The 23,030-nt window shown below is 52.1% G+C and carries 24 protein-coding genes; 4 read left to right on the top strand and 20 right to left on the bottom strand.

The window, feature by feature from the left end; translation table 11 throughout:
• Window positions 1-71: 71 nt before the first annotated feature.
• Complete coding sequence (locus tag ABWH99_RS09145) at window positions 72-440, bottom strand: hypothetical protein (RefSeq protein ID WP_375585975.1); 369 nt, start codon at window positions 438-440, stop codon at window positions 72-74.
• Window positions 441-557: 117 nt separating this feature from the next.
• Here ABWH99_RS09145 and ABWH99_RS09140 point away from each other — a divergent pair, with 117 nt between their 5' ends.
• Both ABWH99_RS09140 and ABWH99_RS09135 read left to right on the top strand, forming a co-directional pair.
• A complete protein-coding gene (locus tag ABWH99_RS09140; RefSeq protein WP_375585974.1) occupies window positions 558-740 on the top strand; it encodes a type II toxin-antitoxin system HicA family toxin in 183 nt (60 codons plus the stop codon).
• Between the two features lie 48 nt (window positions 741-788).
• Complete coding sequence (locus ABWH99_RS09135; RefSeq protein ID WP_375585973.1) at window positions 789-1,175, top strand: hypothetical protein; 387 nt, start codon at window positions 789-791, stop codon at window positions 1,173-1,175.
• A gap of 184 nt (window positions 1,176-1,359) precedes the next feature.
• On the opposite strand, the gene ABWH99_RS09130 is transcribed toward ABWH99_RS09135, so the two are convergent.
• The 19 genes from ABWH99_RS09130 to ABWH99_RS09040 all read right to left on the bottom strand — a co-directional run bounded on the left by ABWH99_RS09130 (window position 1,360) and on the right by ABWH99_RS09040 (window position 20,481).
• Complete coding sequence (locus tag ABWH99_RS09130; RefSeq protein ID WP_375584278.1) at window positions 1,360-1,791, bottom strand: hypothetical protein; 432 nt, start codon at window positions 1,789-1,791, stop codon at window positions 1,360-1,362.
• Window positions 1,788-2,705, bottom strand: coding sequence for a hypothetical protein (locus ABWH99_RS09125; RefSeq protein WP_375585972.1), 918 nt, complete (start codon window positions 2,703-2,705; stop codon window positions 1,788-1,790). The genes ABWH99_RS09130 and ABWH99_RS09125 overlap by 4 nt, the downstream gene beginning before the upstream one ends.
• The gene (locus ABWH99_RS09120; protein WP_375585971.1) at window positions 2,702-3,721 is read right to left on the bottom strand and encodes a hypothetical protein; all 1,020 of its coding nucleotides are present in this window, start codon (window positions 3,719-3,721) and stop codon (window positions 2,702-2,704) included. The genes ABWH99_RS09125 and ABWH99_RS09120 overlap by 4 nt, the downstream gene beginning before the upstream one ends.
• 2 nt (window positions 3,722-3,723) lie before the next feature.
• Complete coding sequence (locus tag ABWH99_RS09115) at window positions 3,724-5,103, bottom strand: hypothetical protein (RefSeq protein WP_375585970.1); 1,380 nt, start codon at window positions 5,101-5,103, stop codon at window positions 3,724-3,726.
• Window positions 5,100-5,381, bottom strand: coding sequence for a hypothetical protein (locus ABWH99_RS09110; protein WP_375585969.1), 282 nt, complete (start codon window positions 5,379-5,381; stop codon window positions 5,100-5,102). The genes ABWH99_RS09115 and ABWH99_RS09110 overlap by 4 nt, the downstream gene beginning before the upstream one ends.
• A gap of 81 nt (window positions 5,382-5,462) precedes the next feature.
• Window positions 5,463-5,699, bottom strand: coding sequence for a hypothetical protein (locus ABWH99_RS09105; protein WP_375585968.1), 237 nt, complete (start codon window positions 5,697-5,699; stop codon window positions 5,463-5,465).
• Between the two features lie 323 nt (window positions 5,700-6,022).
• Window positions 6,023-7,771, bottom strand: coding sequence for a hypothetical protein (locus tag ABWH99_RS09100; RefSeq protein ID WP_375584272.1), 1,749 nt, complete (start codon window positions 7,769-7,771; stop codon window positions 6,023-6,025).
• Window positions 7,740-8,669 carry a hypothetical protein gene (locus ABWH99_RS09095; RefSeq protein ID WP_375585967.1) on the bottom strand — a complete coding sequence of 310 codons (930 nt, stop codon included), beginning with the start codon at window positions 8,667-8,669 and terminating at the stop codon, window positions 7,740-7,742. The genes ABWH99_RS09100 and ABWH99_RS09095 overlap by 32 nt, the downstream gene beginning before the upstream one ends.
• Before the next feature lie 44 nt (window positions 8,670-8,713).
• Window positions 8,714-8,950, bottom strand: a complete 237-nt coding sequence (locus ABWH99_RS09090) for a hypothetical protein (protein WP_375585966.1) — start codon at window positions 8,948-8,950, stop codon at window positions 8,714-8,716.
• A gap of 254 nt (window positions 8,951-9,204) precedes the next feature.
• Window positions 9,205-9,792, bottom strand: a complete 588-nt coding sequence (locus ABWH99_RS09085; protein ID WP_375585965.1) for a hypothetical protein — start codon at window positions 9,790-9,792, stop codon at window positions 9,205-9,207.
• Entirely contained in the window at window positions 9,789-10,466 is a 678-nt protein-coding gene (locus ABWH99_RS09080; protein ID WP_375585964.1) for a hypothetical protein, read from the bottom strand. Before ABWH99_RS09080 ends, ABWH99_RS09085 begins: the two co-directional genes overlap by 4 nt.
• A gap of 55 nt (window positions 10,467-10,521) precedes the next feature.
• Window positions 10,522-11,430: a hypothetical protein gene (locus tag ABWH99_RS09075; protein WP_375585963.1), complete on the bottom strand. Its 909-nt coding sequence runs from the start codon at window positions 11,428-11,430 to the stop codon at window positions 10,522-10,524.
• Between the two features lie 65 nt (window positions 11,431-11,495).
• Window positions 11,496-12,059, bottom strand: a complete 564-nt coding sequence (locus tag ABWH99_RS09070) for a hypothetical protein (RefSeq protein ID WP_375584266.1) — start codon at window positions 12,057-12,059, stop codon at window positions 11,496-11,498.
• A 15-nt stretch (window positions 12,060-12,074) separates the two neighbouring features.
• On the bottom strand, window positions 12,075-13,493 hold the full coding sequence (locus tag ABWH99_RS09065; RefSeq protein WP_375584265.1) for a hypothetical protein: 1,419 nt from the start codon (window positions 13,491-13,493) through the stop codon (window positions 12,075-12,077).
• Between the two features lie 164 nt (window positions 13,494-13,657).
• On the bottom strand, window positions 13,658-14,599 hold the full coding sequence (locus ABWH99_RS09060) for a S49 family peptidase (RefSeq protein ID WP_375585962.1): 942 nt from the start codon (window positions 14,597-14,599) through the stop codon (window positions 13,658-13,660).
• Window positions 14,600-15,619: 1,020 nt separating this feature from the next.
• Window positions 15,620-17,581, bottom strand: a complete 1,962-nt coding sequence (locus ABWH99_RS09055) for a DUF1565 domain-containing protein (protein ID WP_375585961.1) — start codon at window positions 17,579-17,581, stop codon at window positions 15,620-15,622.
• 2 nt (window positions 17,582-17,583) lie between these two features.
• Window positions 17,584-19,461, bottom strand: a complete 1,878-nt coding sequence (locus ABWH99_RS09050) for a hypothetical protein (RefSeq protein WP_375585960.1) — start codon at window positions 19,459-19,461, stop codon at window positions 17,584-17,586.
• A gap of 2 nt (window positions 19,462-19,463) precedes the next feature.
• Window positions 19,464-19,898 (bottom strand): hypothetical protein, encoded by a 435-nt coding sequence (locus tag ABWH99_RS09045; protein WP_375585959.1) that lies wholly within the window; start codon window positions 19,896-19,898, stop codon window positions 19,464-19,466.
• 55 nt (window positions 19,899-19,953) lie between these two features.
• Window positions 19,954-20,481 (bottom strand): hypothetical protein, encoded by a 528-nt coding sequence (locus tag ABWH99_RS09040; protein WP_375585958.1) that lies wholly within the window; start codon window positions 20,479-20,481, stop codon window positions 19,954-19,956.
• An 845-nt stretch (window positions 20,482-21,326) separates the two neighbouring features.
• Here ABWH99_RS09040 and ABWH99_RS09035 point away from each other — a divergent pair.
• Together ABWH99_RS09035 and ABWH99_RS09030 are read left to right on the top strand one after the other, a co-directional pair.
• Entirely contained in the window at window positions 21,327-21,923 is a 597-nt protein-coding gene (locus tag ABWH99_RS09035) for a hypothetical protein (protein WP_375585957.1), read from the top strand.
• A 9-nt stretch (window positions 21,924-21,932) separates the two neighbouring features.
• Entirely contained in the window at window positions 21,933-22,904 is a 972-nt protein-coding gene (locus ABWH99_RS09030; RefSeq protein ID WP_375585956.1) for a hypothetical protein, read from the top strand.
• Window positions 22,905-23,030 lie beyond the last annotated feature (126 nt).

Genomic DNA, 23,030 nt, shown 5'->3' with positions numbered 1-23,030 from the left:
TATCAATATACATGTATTTTAAGATGTTTCAAAGCCTAATAGCAACTTTGAAAAGGCCATCAGAAAAGCGATTAATTTTTAATATCAAAGCCGGACGTCGTGGACCAGTAGCCAATATCTTTATCGGTGTTTTTGTCTTTGAATTCAATAAAATTAAAGTCATATTCTTTCACACCCTCCATGTAGATCATAATAGAAGACATGATTTCCTTTTTCCCATCAACATCTACCTGATTCCAAAGACTAGGGGAAATATGTACTTCGTACATTTCAGGGTTAATTTTCAAATAGTCTAATCCCAACCATCTATCCACCCTTTCCTGAGATATTCGTAACGCACTGTCACTATATTTTTGCTCATCATAGCTGTTCGCACTTCCACTGTCACCACAGGAGAAAAAAAGCAATCCAAGTACCAAAATCAATGAAATAGTTCTCATAGCTACTAATTTTAGTTAAAATCAACTAAATATACCCAACTTCCTATTAAATAAAAAAGTATCAAAATAGTTACCTATTTAATTGCTTATTGGTAACATTTTTGTTACCTTTACAATATGAAAGTAAAAGAGTTACTTAAACTTCTAAAAAACGATGGCTGGATAGTAAAAACACAGAAAGGAAGCCATCAACAGATGATCCACCCGGATAAACCGGGAAAAGTAACCGTCCCCATCCATGGGGGTGATATTCCAAAGGGAACCTTAAGTTCCATCCTAAAGCAAGCGGGGCTAAAATAGCCCCGCCTACTTCGGATGTAAATCGTAGATAATATAAATTGTAAAGAGATGAAAACTGTAAAAATCGACCTGGTCATCGAACGCCAGGAAAACAAACTGTGGGGAAGGGTTACCTATAATGGCAACCTGATCACCGATACCGCTCCTACCGTGGCAGAGCTGGAAACCAAAATCAAAAAGCTGTTGGAAGACTTTGAAGACGTAAACCCCGATACCGTGGAGTTTACCCATTCATACGACATCTATGCCTTATTTGAACACTTTGATTTTCTGAAAATATCCAATGTGGCCAAACATGCCGGTATGAACCCCGCACTGCTAAGGCAGTACGTTTCCGGAGCAAAAAATCCATCAGAGGAACAGGCCAGGCGTATAGAAGAAACGCTTCATCGATTGGCAGACGAGATCAAGAAATCAGTTCTTGTAGTAAGTTAAAAAAGGGCTTTGACCCTTTTTTAACTCCTACCAAAAAAAATACGCACAGCTCCCGCCATGCGTACCATCCGGGCTAAACCCATTCAAAAACCCGGATTACTTGATATGAAAAAATAGCACCCTATTGCATTTCGTGCAGCGCTCGATTTCTACCCGGCCATCGAAGGCACTTCGCTCCCGGAGACTAGAAGCTGAGCAACATGGACCAGCCGTTCCAGCCGCCGAAGACGTTGAATTCGGGATCGATGCTGATGCTGTCTGCCTGCAGTCGCCAGAAGGGGCCGCAGCCCTCTTCAAAGCTTTCCAATATCTCCTCCCGAATGGCCAGAATAATTTCCTGCGTCTTTTCATACTGATTCAGTTCTTCTTCCTTCAGCTGCCCGGTCCAGCCCTTGTCGATCACAAACAAATAGGTACTGTGCACATCTACCAGGCTGGACGGATCCCGGCCGGAGGCATTGGCCGAGGGGATCACGGCGACCAGCTGAGTGCCCCGCTCGTCCTTCAGGGAATGGATGGCGTGATTGTCCTGGGCTACCAGGTGATGGCCCTCCAGCCCCGGGATGGCAGCTACCCATCCGGCACAGATGGCGTTAAAATCCTTGATTCCGATCATTTCTTTTTGAGTTTTCGCTTCATTTCCCGGTTCTGATCGTCGCAGTCTTTCATGTACAGCAGCACATCAAAGAGCCCCATCCGGTCGGTTTTCTCCACATCGCCAAACGGCCCTTCCTTGGCCACGTTGTGCAGGACAGATACCCAGCCATTGCCGCGGCTCCGGCGTTCGTCCCCGGATCCACCGCCAAACAGGCTGGCAAAACTCACTTCCACGCCTCCCAGCACCAGGGTTTCTTTCTGTATATAGCCGATCAGGTAGCTAAACCAGAGCAAAATGGCGGTTTGTACCACCTGCCCCACCTGGGCGGTATGTTGGGCGTTGATCGGGAGCCGGGACCGGTTAAAGGGTTCCCGACGAAAACCGTCAAAGTCTTCCCGCCGGGAGAGCTCCGCAAAGCCACTGCGCTCCGGACGGTACAGGCAGGCCAGAAACCGGCACATGCATTCCGATTCCCGCGTGTCAAAGTACTCGTTCATTTCTTCCAGGGCAGCGCGAAACTCCCCGAAGGTCAGGTCGGCCAACAAATGATCCGGACCGTACAGCTTCACCTTCCCTGCCCGGATTACCGGAAAGTGATTGTATACCGTTTCATAGCAGATCTCGAGCTCGTTGGCTTCGTTTTTCCGGAAGATAAAGCCGCACAGCGCTTCGGCCAGCAACCAGGTACGGCTTTGCTTTTCCATGCGCTGCTCCACGCTCATGATCCGCTCCATGGCCAGGCTTTTGTAATCCCGCTGGATATCGGCCAGGTGATAGAAGCAGCGGACCAGGGCCTCTTCCGGACGGATCACCCCGGCACTGGCCAGAACCGCCTGCTTCAGGCAGTACAGGCGCTGCGCCGGATCCATCTCGTCCCAGTGGGAGGGAATCTCGATGTGAATGGATTTTTCGGGAAGCTCCAGGGTATTCATGTGCGGAAAAATTTATTGCTTTCTTCATTCTCCGGAAGTAGCGGGTAGGTACCGGATTCCGGATCGGCGCGCTGCAGCCAGAGCCGCATGTCATCCAGAACCTCCCCGGCATCCTCTTCCAGGCGCCTGGCATGCCAGCTGATCAGTTCGGGTAGGGCGGCTGCACTGGCTGCCCGGCTTTGCATGTTGCTTTTAAACTGCTGCACCACGCCCTCCGGCAGCACCTGCAGGCTAAGCCGCTTGACGGCCAATACCATTACCAGGAGGGGGATGGCTTTTTGTACCAGGTCCAGCAATTCCGACAGCTCCGGATCCCCATCTGCAGATGGGATTCCCGAACTGCCGGATCCGCTTCCAGTCGTTCCCTCCAGGTGATAGGTTAGCAGTTCCGAATACTTCGCCCCCAGGGCTTTTTTAATCGCTCGTTCCTGAACTTCCCGGATCCAGGGCAGTACGGTATAGTAAAACCGCGGACTGGCATCGATGGGATAGGCATCCTGAAAGATGGCCTCGTTATGCACAAAGAGCCGGCGGGCGGTCTTCCGGTTCTGGCTATTCGTCCATTCGGGTAGTTGCTGCTCTTCCAGCCAGGCGAGCAGCAGATCCGTGGTCTGATGGGCTTTGCGGAGCTGCGCTTCATCGTCCCGGTCCAACATCCATTCCCAGGGCATCTTCTCGTTTTCCGGATCCAGTTTTACTTTCCGGCCGGCATCTTCATGGGATACCAGATTCGATTGGTAGTAGTTAAAGGTGGCCCGGTAAGCAATGGGGATCTGCAGCAGCAGGACAAGTTGGTCATTCAGCGCCTGGGTTGCGTTCGGATTGGCGGCCTGGTAGTCGGTACTTTGGTAGTGCGCATGCGCCCGATCGTAGACGGCCTGCCCTACCAGCTTGGCAAGCTCCGATTCGGCCAGCAGTACGTCCGTGGCCACGCGCTCAAATTTATTATTGGCGTAGTAAGATCCGGTCCGGTCCCGGAGCTCTACAGCTCCATTATTGTCTTTGTTGAATAGCATGATTAAGCGGGGTTTTCGGCGTTATTGACTACCCGGTCGTTGGGGGCTACGTCTTCCTCCTTCATTACGGAATGATGGTAGAAGCCCATGCGCAGCTTTTTGCCGGGAAAATTGGCAGCAATGGCCTGATTAATGGGCTCAAAGATCACTTCCTCGGGCAGCGTGGTATCGGATGCCATGTATAGCTTCAGGGCGTAGAGCATCTGGGAACCACTGCTCAACTGCCCATTAACGATGATATTGGAGAGGGAAGGATGCAAGCCCATGCCGGAGGTGGTGGCCGAATCGGCCTTTTCTCCAATCTTTACCTGGCTTTCGACAAAATCCTTGATCTTTTGATCGATGGCTTCCACCTTCCATTCGTTTTTGTTGCCGTCCTCGTCGTAGAAGTCTACCGTCTCGATAAACTTCCCCGCATTCCGCTTACCGGTCAGCACCCGGGCCATTTTCTGGAAGGTCTCGTCCTTCAGCTCTTCCAGGCGCTTGCTGCGCTGGGCATCCGTCTCCCCGGGATGCATCTTTTCGATTTTTTCCTCCTTGGCTACCCAATAGCCTTCAGGGCTATGGATATGGTAGGCCGAGGTGATCCCGTTTTCGCTGAGGTATTTGAGCACTTCCGGAATATCGGAGCTGCGCATGATCCAATTCAGCGAGCCGTAGTAACTGGGTACGCTGTAGAAGTTCCGGCCAAAACTGTACTTGTTATGGTAGCCGATGGAAATGCCGTATTGGAACGGCTTCCAGGGATCGTGCATGGGGTAACCAGTCATGCCGGTATGCAGGCAGTGGTTCTGGAAGTCACCCACCCAGATACGCTTGACGGATTCCAATCGCTTCGGTCCCTGCTCCGGCCACTCCAGGCGGGCATCCGTGCCGGGTACCACTTCCAGGTACTTGATCATGCCGGGGCCGCCGATCCGTGGGGCCCGGTTCCGGACCCGCTTCACGTACACGCCCTTCATGTACTTGTATTCCACCATGGCCATGTCGATGTAGCGCTTGTAGTCCCAGCTATCCAGCCAGGCCTGCACCGAAGCGTCTTCCACATATTCCCGGCTGACTTTGCCCTCCTCGTACTTGACCTGGTATAGCTGGGGACCATCCCCATACAGCAGGCCCATTTCCCGTTCCAGGATGCCGGGTGCCAGGTTGTTTTTGTCCATGATATCCCGGATGATCACGGGCAGGTCGTTATTCAGGCCGTGAGGTACCAGCTTTTGCCCGCCGATGATCGTAGGATCTGCTTCCCAGTCTACTGTACGGGAGAGGCCCGCATATTCATCAAAATGGGCAAAGGGATTGTTTCCCATCACAAAAGCCCCGGCATCGGTATTGACCAGGCGGGATTTGCCGATTTTCTGGATGTCTGTGGTTTCGCTCATAGCAAGGTGGTTTTTTGGCCGTTAAAGGTCATCAGCGTGGGGATATGGAACCGCCGCTGCTCCAGGGTATCCAGGTCGGTATAGGGTTCCAGTAGCTCTCCGTTTTCGAGGTCGATATCCTTGCTTCGGGGGCGCAGCCTGGCGCGACGCACTTCCACGATGCCCTCCGTTCGCTGCCTGGATTCGGAATACGACATAAAGGAAAAGGAAACCTCCTGCCCCTGGGCAGAAAGTTTCCGCATGGCTGAAATGGCTTCGTAAACGGTTAATGGACCCATGCGACTAATTTCGCATAGGATAGGGAGGGGGAAAAGGACAGCAAAAAGAAGGTGGCTCTCCTTTGAGCAACTAACCGAACGTTAGGGTAGGGTCACTCCGTATTCGGGGCCCAAACGCTCCAAACTTACGTAGGCCAAATCAAATGCTCCTCCCACATCCAGCCTGGCTCTCAATCCATAGGAATCGTCTACAAATTGCCTGGCTGTTTCCTCCGGATCCCACTTGCTCAATCTGAATGCGATGGAAAAGTCGTTCCATAGCTTTTCGTTCTGAGGATACACAAAAACATCTAAAATCGTAGCCTCCTTGAATTTCATTCCAATGAGATTCAAATTCTTTCTTCTACACTCGATCGCCTCTGGATATCCCATGTGTTTTTTGTTGCTATTTACGTATATTTCATACTCAAACCAACCCATTTCATTTATTGTTCTAAAATAAAAAGCAGTCCTTTACTACTCGATTTTTTTGCTTGCTGATTTTTTACGTTGAACGATACGATATTTTTGATGTACTGGACTTCTCCAAACTATAGGCCTCAGGCGGTCTGTTTATTCCAAATTATTCTTTTTTTGGATACCATTCTTATTCCGCCTACGCCTATTCTCATTAGCACGTTTGATGCGATCCTACCAGAAAGTTAACGCACACTCGCATCACCCACTTCCGGCCGTCTGGCTCCGCGAACATGCCGCCGCCAGGTCTTGCGCATCATCAGGTATTTGAAGCTGTCGGAGGGGTTGGTGCTTTCCAGGGGCAGCCGGTGGATGGGTAGCTTTTCGCCGGTTTTGTCTTTGGCGACGATGTTCCGGCCCCGGTCGGTTCGCTTTTTGGTTTTGGCCAGCTGCAGGGAGGCGCGCAGGGGCTTGCAGTGGAAGTAATCGATCAGCACCCGGGGCAGCTTGCGGTTGTGCTCCTGGAAGAGCTCCTGCATAAAGTTATACTCCTCGTTCTGCCCGATATTGCCCTGCCCTTCGCTCATCAGGATCACCTTCCATCCGGTGCGGTTCCCTTCTCCATCCACTTCCAGGGCTTTCTTTAGTTGCGTGGCCAGGTCCTGACCGGCCTTTTTGTAATTGTTGGCCGCCCGGTCGTAGTACAGGTGTACGGTCTTTTCCCGCTGGGGCTTGTAGAAGGCTAGGAATTTATCCGCCAGCTCCCGGATCCACTCCGGGCTGAGGGTGTAAATGAATTTGCTGATCCGGTAGTGCTTGCCGATTTCCTGCGCCAGGGTCATGGAGTGCATGTTGCCAAAGTCCAGCCCCATGTCGATGGCCTTGCTGCGGTCGTGGTACTTCAGGATTCGGCAGTCTTCCTCGTCCTGCAGGCCAAAGCGCAACTCCCAATCCGGACTGGTGCCGTCCTGGTAGAAGTGCCGCTCGCCCAGGTTGGCATAGAAGAGTTCGCCGGTCTCCGGAGAAGGTTTGAGCGAAAGTACCGTCGTCTTGGCATCGATAAAGTCATCGCTAAAGGCATCCTCAAACCAATCCGGCGTCAGGATATCCACATTCACATACGAACTGGCAATGTAAAACAGGCTATGGGCTTCCTTCACCAGGCGGGTAGCGGTCCAGCGTTCTACCCAGCGCTGCCAGGTGCGCTTCTTGGCGAGGATCTCTTCGGTATTTCCTTCTTCGCAGGCGGCGTAGTATTCGCCCAGGGCTTCGTTTACCACAAAGGCCGTCCGCAAGACCCGCAGCAGCGCCGGGGTATGCATGCGGTTTCCCCGCTCGAGTACCCAATCGTATTCTCCCACGTGGTCCACATTGGGCATATCGGTGGTGAAGGTATGGCCCCGGTAAAATACCGAATGCCCGTACTTTACGCGCATGCCCCGAACGGCCTTCTGCAAGTTCAGAATCCGCTCTTTGCGGAAGTATTTCACCTCATCCCCGAAGACGTGCACGTAGTTACCACCCGCCAGGGAGGCCGGCCGGTCCAGGCTGCCAAAGGTGATGTTAAAGCCGGTGAAGAAAACGATGGTATGCCGGTAGGAGCCCACTTCATTGTATGGCTTCCAGAAATGCTCCTTCAGCTCCGGAGGCAGATCGGGCCGTTCGTTCAGGGGGATCTCCGGCGGCCGCTTGCCGATCACGTAGTGCACCCCCTCGATCATGCCCTTGGCCGTAAGGCCTTCCTTGACGGTCCGCAGCACGTTCTTTTGCAAATTGCTATAGGTATCGGCCACCCAGGCCACCGGTGCACCTGGCAGGTCGTAGACCATTTCCAGCAGGCGTTCCACCTGGATGTCGGTAGTCTTGGCAGATCCCCGGCCGGCGATCATGTACAGGGACTTGGGCAGGATCATCATGCAGAGCTGGGAAAGCCAGTTGGCAAAGACCCGGTCCAGGCCTGCGCTATTCTCCTTTGGCTTCTTTCTCCAACTCATGAAATCGTTCTTCGAGGTTGATATGCTCCAGGCTGGCTTCCTGCTTCAGGCGGACTTTTTCCCGCTCGGGGATTTCCAGCGCTTCTATCTGGCTGGCCAGTTCCTGCCGGTTGATCGATGGCAGCCCCACACTGGCGGGATCCAGGGAGTAGTAGCGCAGGGGCTTGAGGTAGATTTCTTTGTCCAGCTTCTCCGGATCGGGTTTGTCCAGCTCGCGCATGCGGGCAGCCTTATCGATCAGGTTGCCGTACACTTCCCAGTCTTTGGAGGATTCCGCATTGTCCCGGACGATCAGGGCCGCTTCGTCCAGCTGATCGGCGTACATATTCCGAAGGGCTTTCTTTTCTATATTCCGATCGGTGTAGAAGAGTGTGACGGCCTCGTCGTACATCTCCGAAGCCCGGCGGTAGGCCAGATTCCAGGGCGGACGGGTAAAAAACCGGATGGTGTTACGCCTGCCGTATTTCCGGGCCATGGAGTTGATCAGGGTGAGCGCGTCCAGGTAGATGGCTTCCTCGGTGCTCAGCTCGTTGATGCTGCCGCCCTGGATGTAGTCCTCGAGCTTTCGCAGCAGCTTCTTATCGATGGCCCCGCCAAAGATATCCAGTCGGGACAACTCCCAGCCCCGGGAGCGGCGGATTTTACCCAGCTGCTGGGAAGCGGTAACATTTCCCTTTTCCGCATCGCCCAGCAGGGCCATTTGCTCTTTGGCCACGGACATGAGCTGGCCCCGCTTGATGTGGTAGTGGATCTTGCTTTCCACGTCCACGGCCGCCTTGACAAAAAAGAACTTGTCCACGTCAAAGTAAATGGCCATCTCCTCCGGGCTGTAGCCCAGAGCGGCCAGGCTTTCCAGTTCGGCTATGCGCTCCTCATCCAGGGGAAATATCAGGTCCATGCTCAAAAATAAATGTCCTTCCCCGGGCAGGGAAGGACATCGGATTATTTCGTTCTGTTCTCCATCACCTCCGAACACTTCCGGAGTACCTCCATCAGCAACATCAGCTGCTTGATTTCCCTATCACAAATGCGATCCCGCAAAAAGGGAAAAATACTTAAGAGCGCGCAGATCCTCGCCAGGATACACAAATACGGAACAAAGCTCCGTTCGAAATGGTAAAATAATTCCAGCTCCCGGCCCAACTCCAGGAGCTTTTTTTTACGACTTTTTTTCGTCATGGTAAAAATTGGATGCAAGGCTCCCGGCACCTCAGCCTGCAGCTTCGTTTTAGATACCGGTCACCTTTGGTTACGTCATCATTTACTCTACAGGCTGTGTGGTTTAGTAGCGTCAAAAATCTGTATAATTTTAGTTATAAACAACACTTTTTAGTATTTAATTAGCATTTATTTATATATTAAAATATTTTTAGATCTGCATAAAGAAAACAAATGGATTACCCGCTTTTCTGCGTTTTTGAAGTACCTCGTAATCAGATTTCCAGACCCATCAGGCAGTTTTCCCGAAAGGCATGGACTTCCCGGTCGTTGAGAAAGAGGTATTGCTCGTGCAGGGCGTTTTCGGAGAAGTTGCCGCTTCCCTCGATCACGAAGTAATTGCCCCGACTGCGGATCAGCGTCACCTTGCTGTGGTTCCAGCAATAGCAGACTTCGAAGGCGCGCTCCTTGCGCTGCAACTCGATCAGGTCGTAGACCTTGGGCATACGGTGCCGGACGGATTCGGAGATGGACATGCGGATTTTTCGGATACTGCCGTTATCGTACCAGCGGAGCAGGCTGGATAGGATCCGCTCGTTGATGGAATAGGTACTAAAGGTCAGCTCGTCAATCTCCCCGCAGTGCTTGATAATGTAGGTGATAAAGGTAAAGGCGTTGAAGCTTTTCAGGGTATAGAGAAAAAAGGCTTCGCCGGGTTCGGGCAGCTTTCCCATCAGGTTTTTCAGGGAGGCGATCTTGGCCAGGTGCTTGCTTTCAAACCGTGCCCGGTGGATTTCGGCTTTGTCTTCCTTGCCTGCCGACTCCTGCCTGGGGGCAATCTCGCGTAGGTCAACTAGTTTCATGTCGTACGCTCGATTAGCCGCTTTACTTCCTTCAGCTGCCGCCTTTTGATCCGCAGCCGCCGCTCCCGATCCGCCTGCAGGTGGGGCTTTTTGTTTTTGCGCAGCTCGTCCTCGATGCGCCAGATATTGTGCTCCAGGCGTTCTTCCATTTTTATCAGGTCGATGGGGCCCAGTTTCCGCAGCTTCTCGAGTTCCTTCATTTCCCGGAATACCGGATGCTTTCCCAATACATGGCCATGATCCCGATAATGGACGAATTCGGCGATGATGGCCCGGTTTTCCTTGTAGTTTTCCACCAGCATTTTTACCGTGGCCCATTGCTCCTCCCGGGAGCTGCAGTCAAAGAGTTGCTCGTGCGCGCGAACGTAGTTCCAGTAGGCGGTGATCTTATCGGCTGCCAGTACTTTCAGCTCCGGAGGGCAGCCCGGATCGGAGAGGAAGGGCCAGTTCTCCCGAAAGCTTCCCTTGGCCTCCCGGATCCGGCGCAGCTCGGACGGGCTGATACCTGCCCGGGCGGCCAGCTCCCGGATCAGGATGGGATAGGCCACCTGGTGATTGTACCGGACCAGTCGGACAAAGGGATGATCCTCCCCGCTGTCCACGACAAAAAGCCGGAGCCCCTCATCCAGAGGAGCCCCGGCCTTTAGCCAGGTGTATACCGTGACTTTATCCATAGGTAAATTTAGTTGCGTGAAATGCTAATTAAATGGCGTTTTATGCAAATCCGTTTTACTTCTCAAACCGGCACTTGTCGGGAAAAAGCTCCTTTAGCTTAGGCTCGACTGCAGTCCATCCGGCATCGTTGTTATTGACCCACTTGCGGGTGGCCAGTACCTTGTCCAGGATGCGCGTATCGGGATTGGGCCGGTACACAGAGGCAATGATGGAGCCCCTGCCATCATTCTGGGTGATAATGGGCCTATGGTCTCTAAAGAAGGAATTGGCATACAGGGTGTACACCAGGTGTCCTTCCTTATCACAGCCAAAGTCCTCGATGATCTTTGCCAGGCTCTCCTTCTCCATCACTACCGGCGTATGGGTGGCGTAGTCATAGGGGGCAGTGATCCCCAGTTTTCGCAAAGCTTCCAGGGTTCGTTTGGCATTTTCCTGGTAGACCCCGTTGGCTTTGCCCCGGTTGGCCAGCAGGCCGTGGCTCTTCAGCGTCATGATATCGGCCAGCTGCACGGGGCAGAGGGTATAGATATCGTCATTGGTCCAGACAAACACGTCAGGCACCAAGTCAGAAGCAATGGCGGCCATCATCTTGTGCGCTACGTCTACCTGGGGATTGTTGCTGAGGGGCTTGTGGGCAATGTGCAGCAGCTCCTTGCCTGCCCAGGCGGGCTTGTCTCCCACGATGACGATCCGGATACCGGGCAAGCTTTTTTCCCAGGCACGGACGGCGTAGCGCAGTTCGTCCCCTTTGGCCTTGGCCGCCAGGTAGGGGATCACAATGCAGATGGGGTCGGCCTCGGATTTCGCTTCTTTAGCCGGGGCCGGAGGTTCCTCCGCTTCCGGTTTTGCATCGGCAGCGTCCGCAGTTGCGGCAGCTGCTTTCTGGCTGGTCTTTTTTTTAGGCGAAGTTTCGACTTTCGGGAGGTCTGTCCCGGATTCCTGGATTTTGGTTTCTTTTTTCATAGCAGTAAATGAAAAGCCCTCCGTCCGGAAATCCGGGCCGGAGGGCGGTTGAACATGGATTCGGTTTAGATACCTGATCCGGCAGATCCGCTGCCTTCGGCAGGGGGATCGTAGGCAGGGGGATCGTCGTGCCTGTAGTGGATCATTTTATTGAAGGACCGCTGCCCGCTGACAAATGTCAGGGTGCTGCTGATCCCTTCCTGATTGTCCTGTGCTTCCACACTCATGAAGAGCGGGTTACAGGGTGTTCCCTGCAGGCGGGTGCCTTTGGCATCGCCACACTCTTTGCTGAGGATGAGGAAGCCCTCGTTCAGGTGCTCCTGCAGCCAGGCGGCAAAGTGCTCGTCGTCCCCGGGACGCAAGGCCTCGAAGTTGCTGAGCCAGCCGCCCATCTCCTCGCTGGTCTCTCCTTCGGAGGAATCAAAGCGATTGATGGACTTGGGATTGAAATACACCGCCATGGCCTTTTTGCCTTCCTTCAGGACAATGGCCGAGGTGGAGACCACCCCGTCTTTGCCGGGCATGGTCTGCACGTCTTCGGCCAGCATGAGCAGCACATTGGGCTCCTTGGGCTTGGGCGCTCCGGCCCCTACCCTGATTTTTGGAATGGATACTTTTACGTACGTCATGGTTTACCTCCTTTTTTAGATACCGCCGCCGGCGCTACCGCTTCCAAAATCGGTCACGGACTTGGTGAGGTCCGTGCCCTTAAACTGCTGGTAGGTGTCGTGTGCACCGTAGACGCTGGTGATCAGCGCGTGCGGATCGTAGTCCGCCGGACAGAAAGCAAACACGGCCTCGCCGTAGTCAAAGCCTGCACCCAGCCAGTACTCCCCGAAGATTCGGGCTTCGTAATCCTGCTTCTGCACATCGTTGATCACATTGGGCGCAGCATTGATGTGGCGCAGCTTCACCATATTCGACTTCGGCGTGGCAAACAAGATCGGCGAACCGTACATGCCGTCCATCTCGGTGAGCACGTGACGGCTGTAGTCGATCCGGTTGCTGCCAAACTCGTGGTTTTCGGTACCGGAGCCGGTACCCCACTTGTTTTTGTAAGCTTCCCGGTAGCGCATGCGCAGCTCGTAGGAGCAGCCCACGTTCATCGGCATGGTGCGGAATACGGGAGCCATCCACTTGAAGAAATTGGCGAAAAAGTCCAATACTTCCTGATCCGTGGCGGTCTTGTAGTCAAAGCCCTCTCCGTCAAAGAAGCGGATATTCGCCGGATTGCCTCCGGTGCGGTTGGTGGCGATGATGGTCTCCAGGCCGTCCATGGACTTCTCCGGAGCCTGACCGGCATCCCCGGCATTCACCGCAGACCAATCCAGTTCCTCGTACTTCCCTTTCCAGATCATGCGCAGCTCGATGTCCTGCATCAGCTGGGGATACATCAGTCGCTGCCAGATATAGAAGAAGATCGGCATCTGATCGATGGCCAGGTTTTCCCGGTACATGTCAAAGATGTAGGAGGTGAGCACCTCGGATGGGATGATGGGGAAGTTGATCTTGTGCCGCCTGTTCTGAATCTTCAGGGGCCGGAACTGACTCTTGCCACTGGGTGTCCATTTGTTCACGTACTGCTGTGACACGGAGGTGATCAGTGCCTGCAGGGCCCTTCTTTCCGTCACCGCCGGGGCTTCGGTAAAGTAGCTCGCAGAGCTGAATCCCTGAAAGATGGTATCCAGCATGGCGAAGTTATTCGCCCCCTGGCTCAGGTAGGTACCAAACTCCTGCAGCAGATCCGCTACGTCGATGGTGGCCCCAGCCGCCATGTAGCCTCGTTGCATGAATGCGGTCAGTGCCTTGTAGTGCGGTTTCGCGGCATCCACTTTCAGAATGGTTTTTACGCCCTCTTTGCGGGGCATACCTACGACTGCAGGGGTAGGCTCAGGCTCGGGAGCGGAACTCAGCTGGGCGATACTCGCCTGCAGCGTTTCCTTATCCTTTTTGGCCTGGTCCAGTTGTGCCTGCAGCTGGCGTACTTGCTCCTGGTTCTGCGAGGCATTGTGGGAAGTGATGGCGTCGATCAGCGGCTGCGGATCGGTGCTGGCTTCCTTCATGGCCTCCTTGAACTTGTCAACGAACGGTTGACCGAGCACATCGGCGAGCTTGCTGCTTTCCTCATCGGAAAGAGTCAGCTGGCCGGACTCGTCCTTGGAGAACTCCTTGAGTCCGAGAAGGCCGAGTACAATGGCTTGCATTTTTTTGAACATCGGATAAAAATTTATATGAATTGTTTTGCGTGAGACTTGGCTATAGCGATTTCCACCGCCGTGGTACCGGTGCCGACCCGGTCTATCAGGCCCAGGGCCTGGGCTTCATCGGCAAAGTAGGTTTTGCCGTTCAGGATTCCTTTTGCCTGGGTATTCAGCTTGCCGGCCCGATTGGCCTTTACTGCTTGCTGGAATCCTCTGGCCAGGGGGTCCAGTTCTTCCTCCCGGATCAGCTCGTACTTGCCTTCCATTGCCAGCTGAAAGGGCTTGTTTTTCTCGCTGCTTTCGCTGCTGTAGATGTGGTGAAAGGTGATACCCTTTTCCTCGTAGTAGGCCTTCATATTGACCAGACTCATCATCACTCCGATAGATCCGACCTCGGCACTGATTCCGTTATCGGCCACGATGTAGTCCGATTCCGAAGCCACCCAGTAGGCAGCCGAACAGGCCATGTCTACCGAAGCCACCACCGGCTTGCCGGCAGCTTTGGCCATGCGGATCACATCCACGAGGGGAGCCACCGCATCCACGGCCCCGCCTCCAGAGTCCACGTCCAGGACGATCGCCGCAATGTTCTTGTGCGCAACGGCATCCCGCATAAAGGAGGCAATCTCCCTGGTGCCGTATTCGCACATAGTGCCGTATTTGAGCATGTTGCCTTTTACGGGAATGATGGCAACCGAACCTTCCGGAGCACCGTCATAGGGAGAGCCGGTTTCTTCCTCGGCTTCGTCGTCGTCTTCGTCAAAAAGCAGGGAACTACGAACGAGTCCGGAGGGAGCTACCGAGGCAAGGCGGATGGATCGCCGCTCCCGGCTGTTTCGTTCGGTACGGTTCAGGATATCTGCCGCCTGTGCACCCAGCCCCAGCGCGATCTCCGGACGAAGAAAAAACTTCCCCTTCAGAAGCTGCGACATCAATAAAAACTGCCAGTTACCTGCGAGACGTGTCATAGTGGAATTACTTTGATACAAGTATACCAGCAGCCCCGCAAGGGGAAAAGGACATCCTTCGATGGGCTCAGGACAAAAAATGTGTCTGGCGCGCGTTGCCAAAAAGTTTATAAGCTCCTTAACGGAAACATACCGCGGGGCGGAGCCTTCGGCCCTGGGAGACCGGGGGGAAAAAGGGACGAAACGTCCCTTAAAAACTATGGTGCCTTCGGCGAATTTTTAAATTTCAGTGAAACAATTTCACTTCACGATTTTTGGTTTTTTTTTCTACTGGCCTGCGTTTGGCTAGAAAGCGTTGCGAATTTCAGCATCTATACTTTTATAAAACTAGTGATTATTCGGTGAAGCAAACCTTATTAATCCGGGCTAAGCCTGGAATTGGGGCTTTGTGTAAAATCCCCCTTCCCCCTTAATTAAGGGGGATTTGGTGCAGTCTGGGAAGTTAGATTTCCTTTTTGATTTTCCGGCACATTCACCTTTATACAACTAGTGATTATGCGGTGAAGCAAACCCTATTAATCCGGGCTAAGCCTGGAATTGGGGCTTTGTGTAAAATCCCCCTTCCCCCTTAATTAAGGGGGATTTGGTGCAGTCTGGGAAGTTAGATTTCCTTTTTGATTTTCCGGCACATTCACCTTTATACAACTAGTGATTATGCGGTGAAGCAAACCCTATTAATCCGGGCTAAGCCTGGAATTGGGGCTTTGTAAAAAATCCCCCTTCCCCCTTAATTAAGGGGGATTTGGTGCAGTCTGGGAAGTTAGATTTCCTTTTTGATTTTCCGGCACATTCACCTTTATACAACTAGTGATTATGCGGTGAAGCAAACCTTATTAATCCGGGCTAAGCCTGGAATTGGGGCTTTGTGAAAAATCCCCCTTCCCCCTTAATTAAGGGGGATTTGGTGCAGTCTGGGAAGTTAGATTTCCTTTTTGATTTTCCGGCACATTCACCTTATGTAGCATCGGACTCGGATTACCCGCCGCAAAAAAGAGAATGATTGAAAAATCTTCGACCCTGCTAAGGAGCGGTTTCCACAAAGCGGAAGCCTCGTACGTAATTCACCGGATAGCCCGGCCCCGGGAAGTCGCCTACCCGGAAGAGCAGCACCGATTCGTTAGGATCCAGGATGACCTCCCCGGTGGCGTTCTCCACCTCGTCCCAGTCTTCGTACACCCCATCGAGAGAAAAGGCCTTGGGAACAGCGGTATCGTTCACAAAGAACACCGTATCCGAGGGATCGTAGGGATCGGTCGTGCTGTTTAGATCAAAGCCGTAGTCCGTACGCCAGGCCGCCAGGTTGATCCTATTGTCAAAGTTATTGGTCAGGTGTGCATTGATGGGGTTCGCATCGGCCGCGTCGATTTGGTTATTATCGATCGTGCCGAAGTCAAAGGGTGCATCTCCGGCAAATACGCCGAGCACCCGCGCCTCGTACACGAGCTGCCCCGGAAGTGCTTTCAGGGTATTGAACTGCACGTCTATATTCCGAATCCGCCGGGTGGTGCTGACGCCCTGGGTGGTATCGTCTGCAAAACGGAAAAGCACGTCGCAATCCTCGGCAATGTTGTGCCGGTACACCACCCCGTCGTTATTATGAATGTAGAAGCCAAACCCGCACTTCCTGGCAATATTGTTCCGGGTAATGTGCCAACGGCAGTTGTCATCGGTGTAGAACCCGCAGGTATCGTACCTGGGCGTACCGCCGATGCCATCGATATTGCCCCGGCAGTCGTAGGCGATGTTGAATTCGCAAATGACGTTGGTATCCGGATTGGCAAAATTACCGAATGAATAGAAGGCCGCTGCATCGCTGACCGTCCAGCCACATTTCTCCGCATAGTTGCGGGCCACGTAGCAGTTATTGCCCCGATAGGATACCCCGTTATTGCCGACCTGGAAAAAGAAATTGCCCTCGATCAGGGCGTTGTGTTCGGTATTGTTGATATGCACGCCGTTTTGCTGCCCGGATCCGCTCTGTCCCAATCCTGGGATGGACGCAATACGAACAAAACTGCTACCGGTCACCGTCAACCCCTCGCTGGCATCGCGGTTATTTACGCCGTGGTTGTTCGTATCGTACATGTAGCCATCGATCCAACTGACATTTTCGGAGACGAAGGTTTTGAGTCCATCGATCCCCGCCAGGCGGGAGATGCAGCCGGTAAAGCTGGCATGATGCGAAAACTCGAGAAAGATATTGTGGCTCGAACCTCCCTCAAAGATCAGGTTGTGAAAAGCATGGTACTCCGAACTTTCCAGATGCAGGGCATGCTCATCCAGGCTGATGGCGATGTCCAGGGAATTTGGATCCGTGGTACTGTAGAAGTACACCGTATCCGTACCGGCTTCGTAGCACCAGTCGCCCTGGGCCGTCAGGCAGTTGATATGATTCTGTACAAAATAGCCGTTGCCCACTACGTAGTTGCTACCAAATCCGGCCACGCTGATCGTGGAGCTGGTTTGCCCCGTGATAGTCGCCCGGTCGATGGTCCATTTTCGCTTCTTGCTGACCAACTCGCCGCCCACAAAATTCGGCGCGGCTGATAAGTTTGTATTGTCCGTAATGGAGGCGTTTCCAGAAGCGGCATCGATGGGGTAGTATTCGGCCACCTCAGGCTTTGGCCAGCGAGCCAGGGGTTGATTGGTCCGGGCTACGGCTAAGACATTTACCTGGTCAAACAAGCCGTTTTGATACGACCAGATATTGCCTCCCTCGTCCGTCCAGGAGCCGGCCGGATCTACAAAGGCCGAGATGATCGGATCCGTTCCGATGCCGTAGGCCGCCCAGGTATAAGGGCTGCCGGCGCTACCGTCTTTACCGCTGATGTGCAGGGCACTGTAGGTATAGCCTCGCGCCAGGTAGATGGTATCCCCCGGACTGGCTGCCAGGATGGCCCTTGCTATGGTAGCAAAGGGCTGCGCCTTGGAGCCTGTAAAGGTATCGTTACCGGAAGAAGGATTGACGTAGTATTCGTCCATGGTTACGCGTTCGTGCTCAGGATTCGGTTATTGGTGCCGTTTTCGCAGGCAGCCATGATCACAGCTTTGCCGTCTATGTACGTCCAGCCCATGGCCACGATGGTATTGGCCGTGGGTGCGGGGATCAGATCCTTGGTGGTTAGGTCTTTGGTACGGATGATGTATCCCGAGGCGCCAAACAGGTACAGCCATTCGCCGATGATCGCCATTCCCTTCAGGTCGTTGCCGGAGGCATCCGCATCCAGCCGCCCTTCCCAGGTATCGCCCTGGTCACCGGAAACCACGATATGCGGCTTCAATCCGGTACCGGATCGCATTAAGACCAGGTGATTGTTAAAAAAACAACATCGGGTGAAAAATTCATTCGGGCTAACCGGTTTTGCCGTGAACGTTTCTGCCCCGTCTGTGCTTAGCTGGAATCGGTTGGTGCCGTTATTCGACACCATAAACACCAGTCCATTCGCAGCGGCGATGTCTTCCATGGCATTCGTGCCGTCCGTGGTAGCCATGGTCCAGGTGACCCCATCGTCTTCCGACCAGGCGGCGACGTTGCCCGATCCATCACCGGTACGCGCGCACAAGGCCCAGCGGCCCGCTGCTATGTAGACGATCCCCGTGATCTCGATGCTGGCCGGCAGCGTGATCGTATCGAAGCTGCCGCCCCCGTTGGTGGAGCGCCGGACATTATCCGGACCCCCGCCGCGGCCGCCCAGAATGATCGTTCCATGCGGTGCCACGTCCAGGGCGTAGTAGCTCAATGAGCTGGTATCGCCACCCAAGAAAAATACCCGGCCGTCCAGGCTGACGTGCAGTCGGTTATTGCCCACATTGGAATTGCAGGCATAGAATACCCCGTTTCGCCCGACGATGCGGCGTATACTTCCATTGAAGGTATCCGCCGTCGCTGCCAAGGTGGTCAGGAAGCCCGGAGTCAGTGCTCCGCCTCGTGGGTTCGCCTGCTCGTAGGCAAAGAGATCCCCGCTGCTGATGAACTTGGCCGAGTTCTCCGTGGGTTCCTCGTCCGTCTTGACGTACAAGGCCCCGGTCTGGGCATCTACGCCCAGTTGATTGCCATTAATGCCCGATCCCTGGATAGCCGTATTGGGGAGTTTCTCCGCTTCCTCCGTGATGGAGCTAAGCTTGGTGACGATCTCCGCCGGGGTGTCCGGAGATCCTTGAAGGCTATCAATGAAATCTTGTTCCGATCCAGAATTTCCTTCATTGAGCCAGACCTGGTAAGCAGATAGTCCCTCATCGCCGGCATTGCCCTGATCACCTTTGTCTCCTTTTATGTCCAGAAGAAAGTCGGATTCCGATCCGGTGTTTCCCGCATTAAGCCAAACCTGATATGCAGATAGTCCGTCATCACCTGCATCTCCCTTTTCCCCTTTGTCTCCTTTAATATCCAGGAGAAAGTCCGATTCCGATCCAGTGTTTCCCGCATTAAGCCAAACCTGATAGGCAGATAATCCGTCATCACCAGCATCTCCCTGATCCCCATTGTCTCCTTTAATATCCAGGAGAAAGTCCGCCTCCGATCCAGAATTTCCTTCATTAAGCCATACCTGATAAGCGGATAGGCCGTCATCCCCGGCATCTCCCTGATCCCCTTTGTCTCCTTTCAGGCTATTGATAAAGTCCTGTTCGGTACCGCTATTGCCCAGGTCCAGCCAGGCCTGGTAGGCGGATGGGCCGGGATCACCTTGATCACCAGGATCGCCTTTGTCTCCTTTGGGCAGCGGGGAGTCTTTGTTCCACTTATTGAGGATGATGTCGTTAAACATGGCCGCGATCAGCTGTGGATCGATGCTGTTTTCCTCCGTCTTGCTGCCGATGGCATTGGCTTTGGCTACTAATTGACTATCACTGAACGCTGTCATGGCTAGGTAAATGGTGGTGTAAACTGCGGTGAAAAGATGCCCGTGCCTGTCCAATCCACGATCCGAAAGGGATAGGCCCAGAACCGGTGGGTAAACTGCAGGTTCTTTTGCGTAAGGCTGTGGTCTTCTACAAAGCGGACCGGATGGTCCACCGAGCCGATCAGAATGGGCGGCTGTCCGTCGTTAAAGTCCAAGCGGACGATCACCGGATCCTGCACCAGGCGCCGCTCCTGAATCCAGGCGCGAAAGGTAGCCGTAAAGCTGCGCCCGGCTTTGCTGTACTCCTCGGCAATGGTCAGGCTGGGCGGCTTGCTGATCGGCAGCTCCTGCCAGGCCGCCGTCACTGCCAGGCCCCCGCTGGGACTGTAGACGAGGCGCGTCACTTCCGAAAGGGAGGCATAGCGCACGCGGCAGATATGGTTGATGGAGCGGATCATTGGCGGTTCGTGGTTTTTTCCCTGATTTCCCCGATTTTACGAAATAGTTTTTGGGTCAATTTACCAGGATGTTTTGCATGCCCGATTCGATTTTCTCGTGCCGGTAATAGGCCTTTTTGCACAGGCTGCGGCAACGTACCTGTAGCAGCCGCAGCCCTTCCCGGTATTCCCTTTTCTTCAGGGTCTCGTTATCCTGTAGTAAGTTGGTCAGCTTTCGACTCACAATGAAGGACTCGATGATATCCTTCTGCATCATGCCCAGCTTGCGGCCCTTCAGGTAGAAGCGGTCAAAGTCGATGTGAAAGAATACTTCTAACAGATCATTGATCCGGAGCCCGTCTTCCCGGGAAAAATACAGGTAGTAGTTGGGTGCATTTTTGAGGCCGTCCGATTTGGGCAGCAGCAGGCGCAGCGCCTGGGGATCCGCTTCCGGCTTGGTATGCGTATAGCGCACAAAGCTGCAGATGGCTTTGCCCAGGTCCGAGCTACGGTCGATAAGGTATCGGCCCCTGGCGTCCAGGGGGAAGAGGTACCGGAAATATTCCCGGAGCAGGTCTTTGGTGATGGTGAGCTGAATATCCATGTTGTTTTTTTCTTCAATTTAATGAATTCGCATCATCATCGCAACTATATCGCATAGTGAGAATATGTGCCCGGACCTATTTCCGCTCAAAAAGTTTTGTAACTCCTTTTCCCTGATTCCCAAGAATCGTGTAACTCTGTAACTCTGTGTTTTTTATCCGGTAATCCCCTAAAAATCAACTTACTAAAAAGTTACTTTTCGGATCATCGGAATTGTGCCTGAGGTATTGGGATTTTGTAACCCAAGCAGGGCAGGGGAGCGGTTACAAAACCGTTTGTAACCGGGCTGCTTTTGCTACGAAAAAAAATAGGGATTCGTAACTTACGTAACATGCTGATTTATATACATTTTGAGGCGTATTATCGTAGAATTTCTTTCTTCGTTACAGCGTTACAAAAATTTCGTGTAACTTATGATTTAATGGATGTAGGAAAGAAGGCGTAACGGGCCGGCCCGGAATGGCCAGGGGCGGAAGAAGAGAAAACGGCGTCCCTCCCGTCCCGGATCAGCCGCGGTATTGTGGCCGTGTAGCTGCTGAATGGTGGCAGCAGTCAATCCGAAGCTGAGCGGGCGCTGGCCGGGAGCGACAGGGTTTGGAAGTATGATTGAAAAGGGAACAAAAGACTAGGTAGATAAGCCAGTAATCAGCAATAAGAAAAAGTGATTCTATCACTTGGGGAACAAACAGGGGGAAGGAATCTATTAACAGCTTTAAGTGGTTCCGCCCTCTGTTATTCCCTTGATCGAGATGTATTCGATTCAAGAAAGACCTACTCAACCAAGACAGAATTGCTATGGGATTCTATGCTGGTAGGTAATTGTATAATTTGAGACCTAAGACTACGATGAATATGCCATTTCAAAATTTCGATGCGCAGCTCTTCCAATTTCGGGATAAATTGGAGACCATTGTCAAGATTCCCTCCGGTAATGTCGATTGTGTGGCATCCAAAATAGCGAATGAAATAGAGAATAATAAAGGCGTTCTCAGGGATAAGATTATGCTGGCTTCACCTATTCCCCTTGAAACGAGATTAGAAGAATTGAATTCTTTCCAAACAATGATGGACACCTTCAATAACTTAAAACCGTTGCCTGAAATAATTAGAACTCAAGTAATAACGCAAAACTATATCTGCTTTGTTTATTTGAAAGATACGCTATTTGATGTCTTAAGGAAAAACTCTGAAAAAGGCTCGGTTACGAAAATTTGTACAAATTTTCTTTTGGAAAACCCAGTTAGATCCTTTAGAAATGCTATAGCACATGGAAATTGGAAATTTAACCAGGATTACACTGGTATCGAATTCTGGGCACGAAAGGGAGGTAATTCTGGTGATCCACTGACTAAATTTCTGGTTTTGCAGTCTGAATTAGGTTTCTGGCAAATGCTGGCGAGGGCGGTAGCCTACACGGCGTACTTAAAGTTGACTGGAAAATAAAAAGTTACAATGCTCTGGAATAGAGAAGAGAAATATACAGAAATTCCGTACGAAAGGGAATCTGAGTTGGAAGATGCAGTCAACGAAGTAAAAGACGCTTTGTTTGGATCTACGCGGATTTACCTAGACGATAAGAAAAAGATTGGGCAGAAAGGAGGCACCAACAATCTACCGGATGGATACCTGATTGACTTGACCAACAAGCAAGACCCGAAAATATTTGTAGTTGAGAATGATTTAGCAAGTCATCAGCACCTAAAGCATATTGCCGTTCAAATACTCGAATTTTCATTGGCTTTCGAGACCTCAAAAGTAAAAGTCAAGAATATCATCAAAGAAATGCTTCAGAAGCGAGCCGATAAATGGCGGAAGTGTGAATCGTTTGCGCAGAAAAATGGATATGAAAATGTAGACTATTTGTTAGAGTCGATCATTCACAAAAAGGATTCCTTTAATGCCCTATTGATAATCGACGAACTTGGTGAGGAATTAGAAACCGTTTTAATTAGTCGTTTTAAGTTTCCGGTAGAAGTCACGACCTTAAAGAGGTACAAATCAGACAGTGGAAAAATGCTTTATGAATTCGAACCGTTTCTAAATGAAGTAGCGGAAGACACCGAAAAAGTTGACATCTCAGACATTGATACTATCGTAATTCCAGCGAGGGAAGATGGATTTAAAGAGGTTTTTATCGATAAAAATTGTTGGTATGCAATCCGGCTAAATTCATCCATGATTCCAAAAATAAAATATATTGCTGCTTACCAAGTTGCCCCGGTATCAGCTATAACCCATATCGCAGAGGTGAAATCCATTGAACAATGGAACGATACCAATAAATATATCCTTCATTTTACGGAACCAGCAGAAAAGATTAGAAAAGTACCGCTAGGGACAAGAAAGGGTAAAGCGCCTCAGAGTCCGAGATATTCGTCCAGAGACAAAATTATCCATGCGAAATCCCTTGAAGATGTATTTTAAAAAAGGAAGCACTAGTCATGTTCCTAGCTATACTCCAGTATGTAGTTGGCACTTCTCAAGACAGAGAAGCTGCGCATTTTTTCTTCAATTCTTGTAACTTTTGCCTATGAACAGACTAAAACTATT

This window comes from Cyclobacterium xiamenense, from assembly GCF_042140265.1.
GTDB lineage: Bacteria > Bacteroidota > Bacteroidia > Cytophagales > Cyclobacteriaceae > Cyclobacterium > Cyclobacterium xiamenense_A.
The sequence above is the reverse complement of the archived record's forward strand: the minus strand, read 5'-3'. Positions and strand labels throughout refer to the sequence as shown.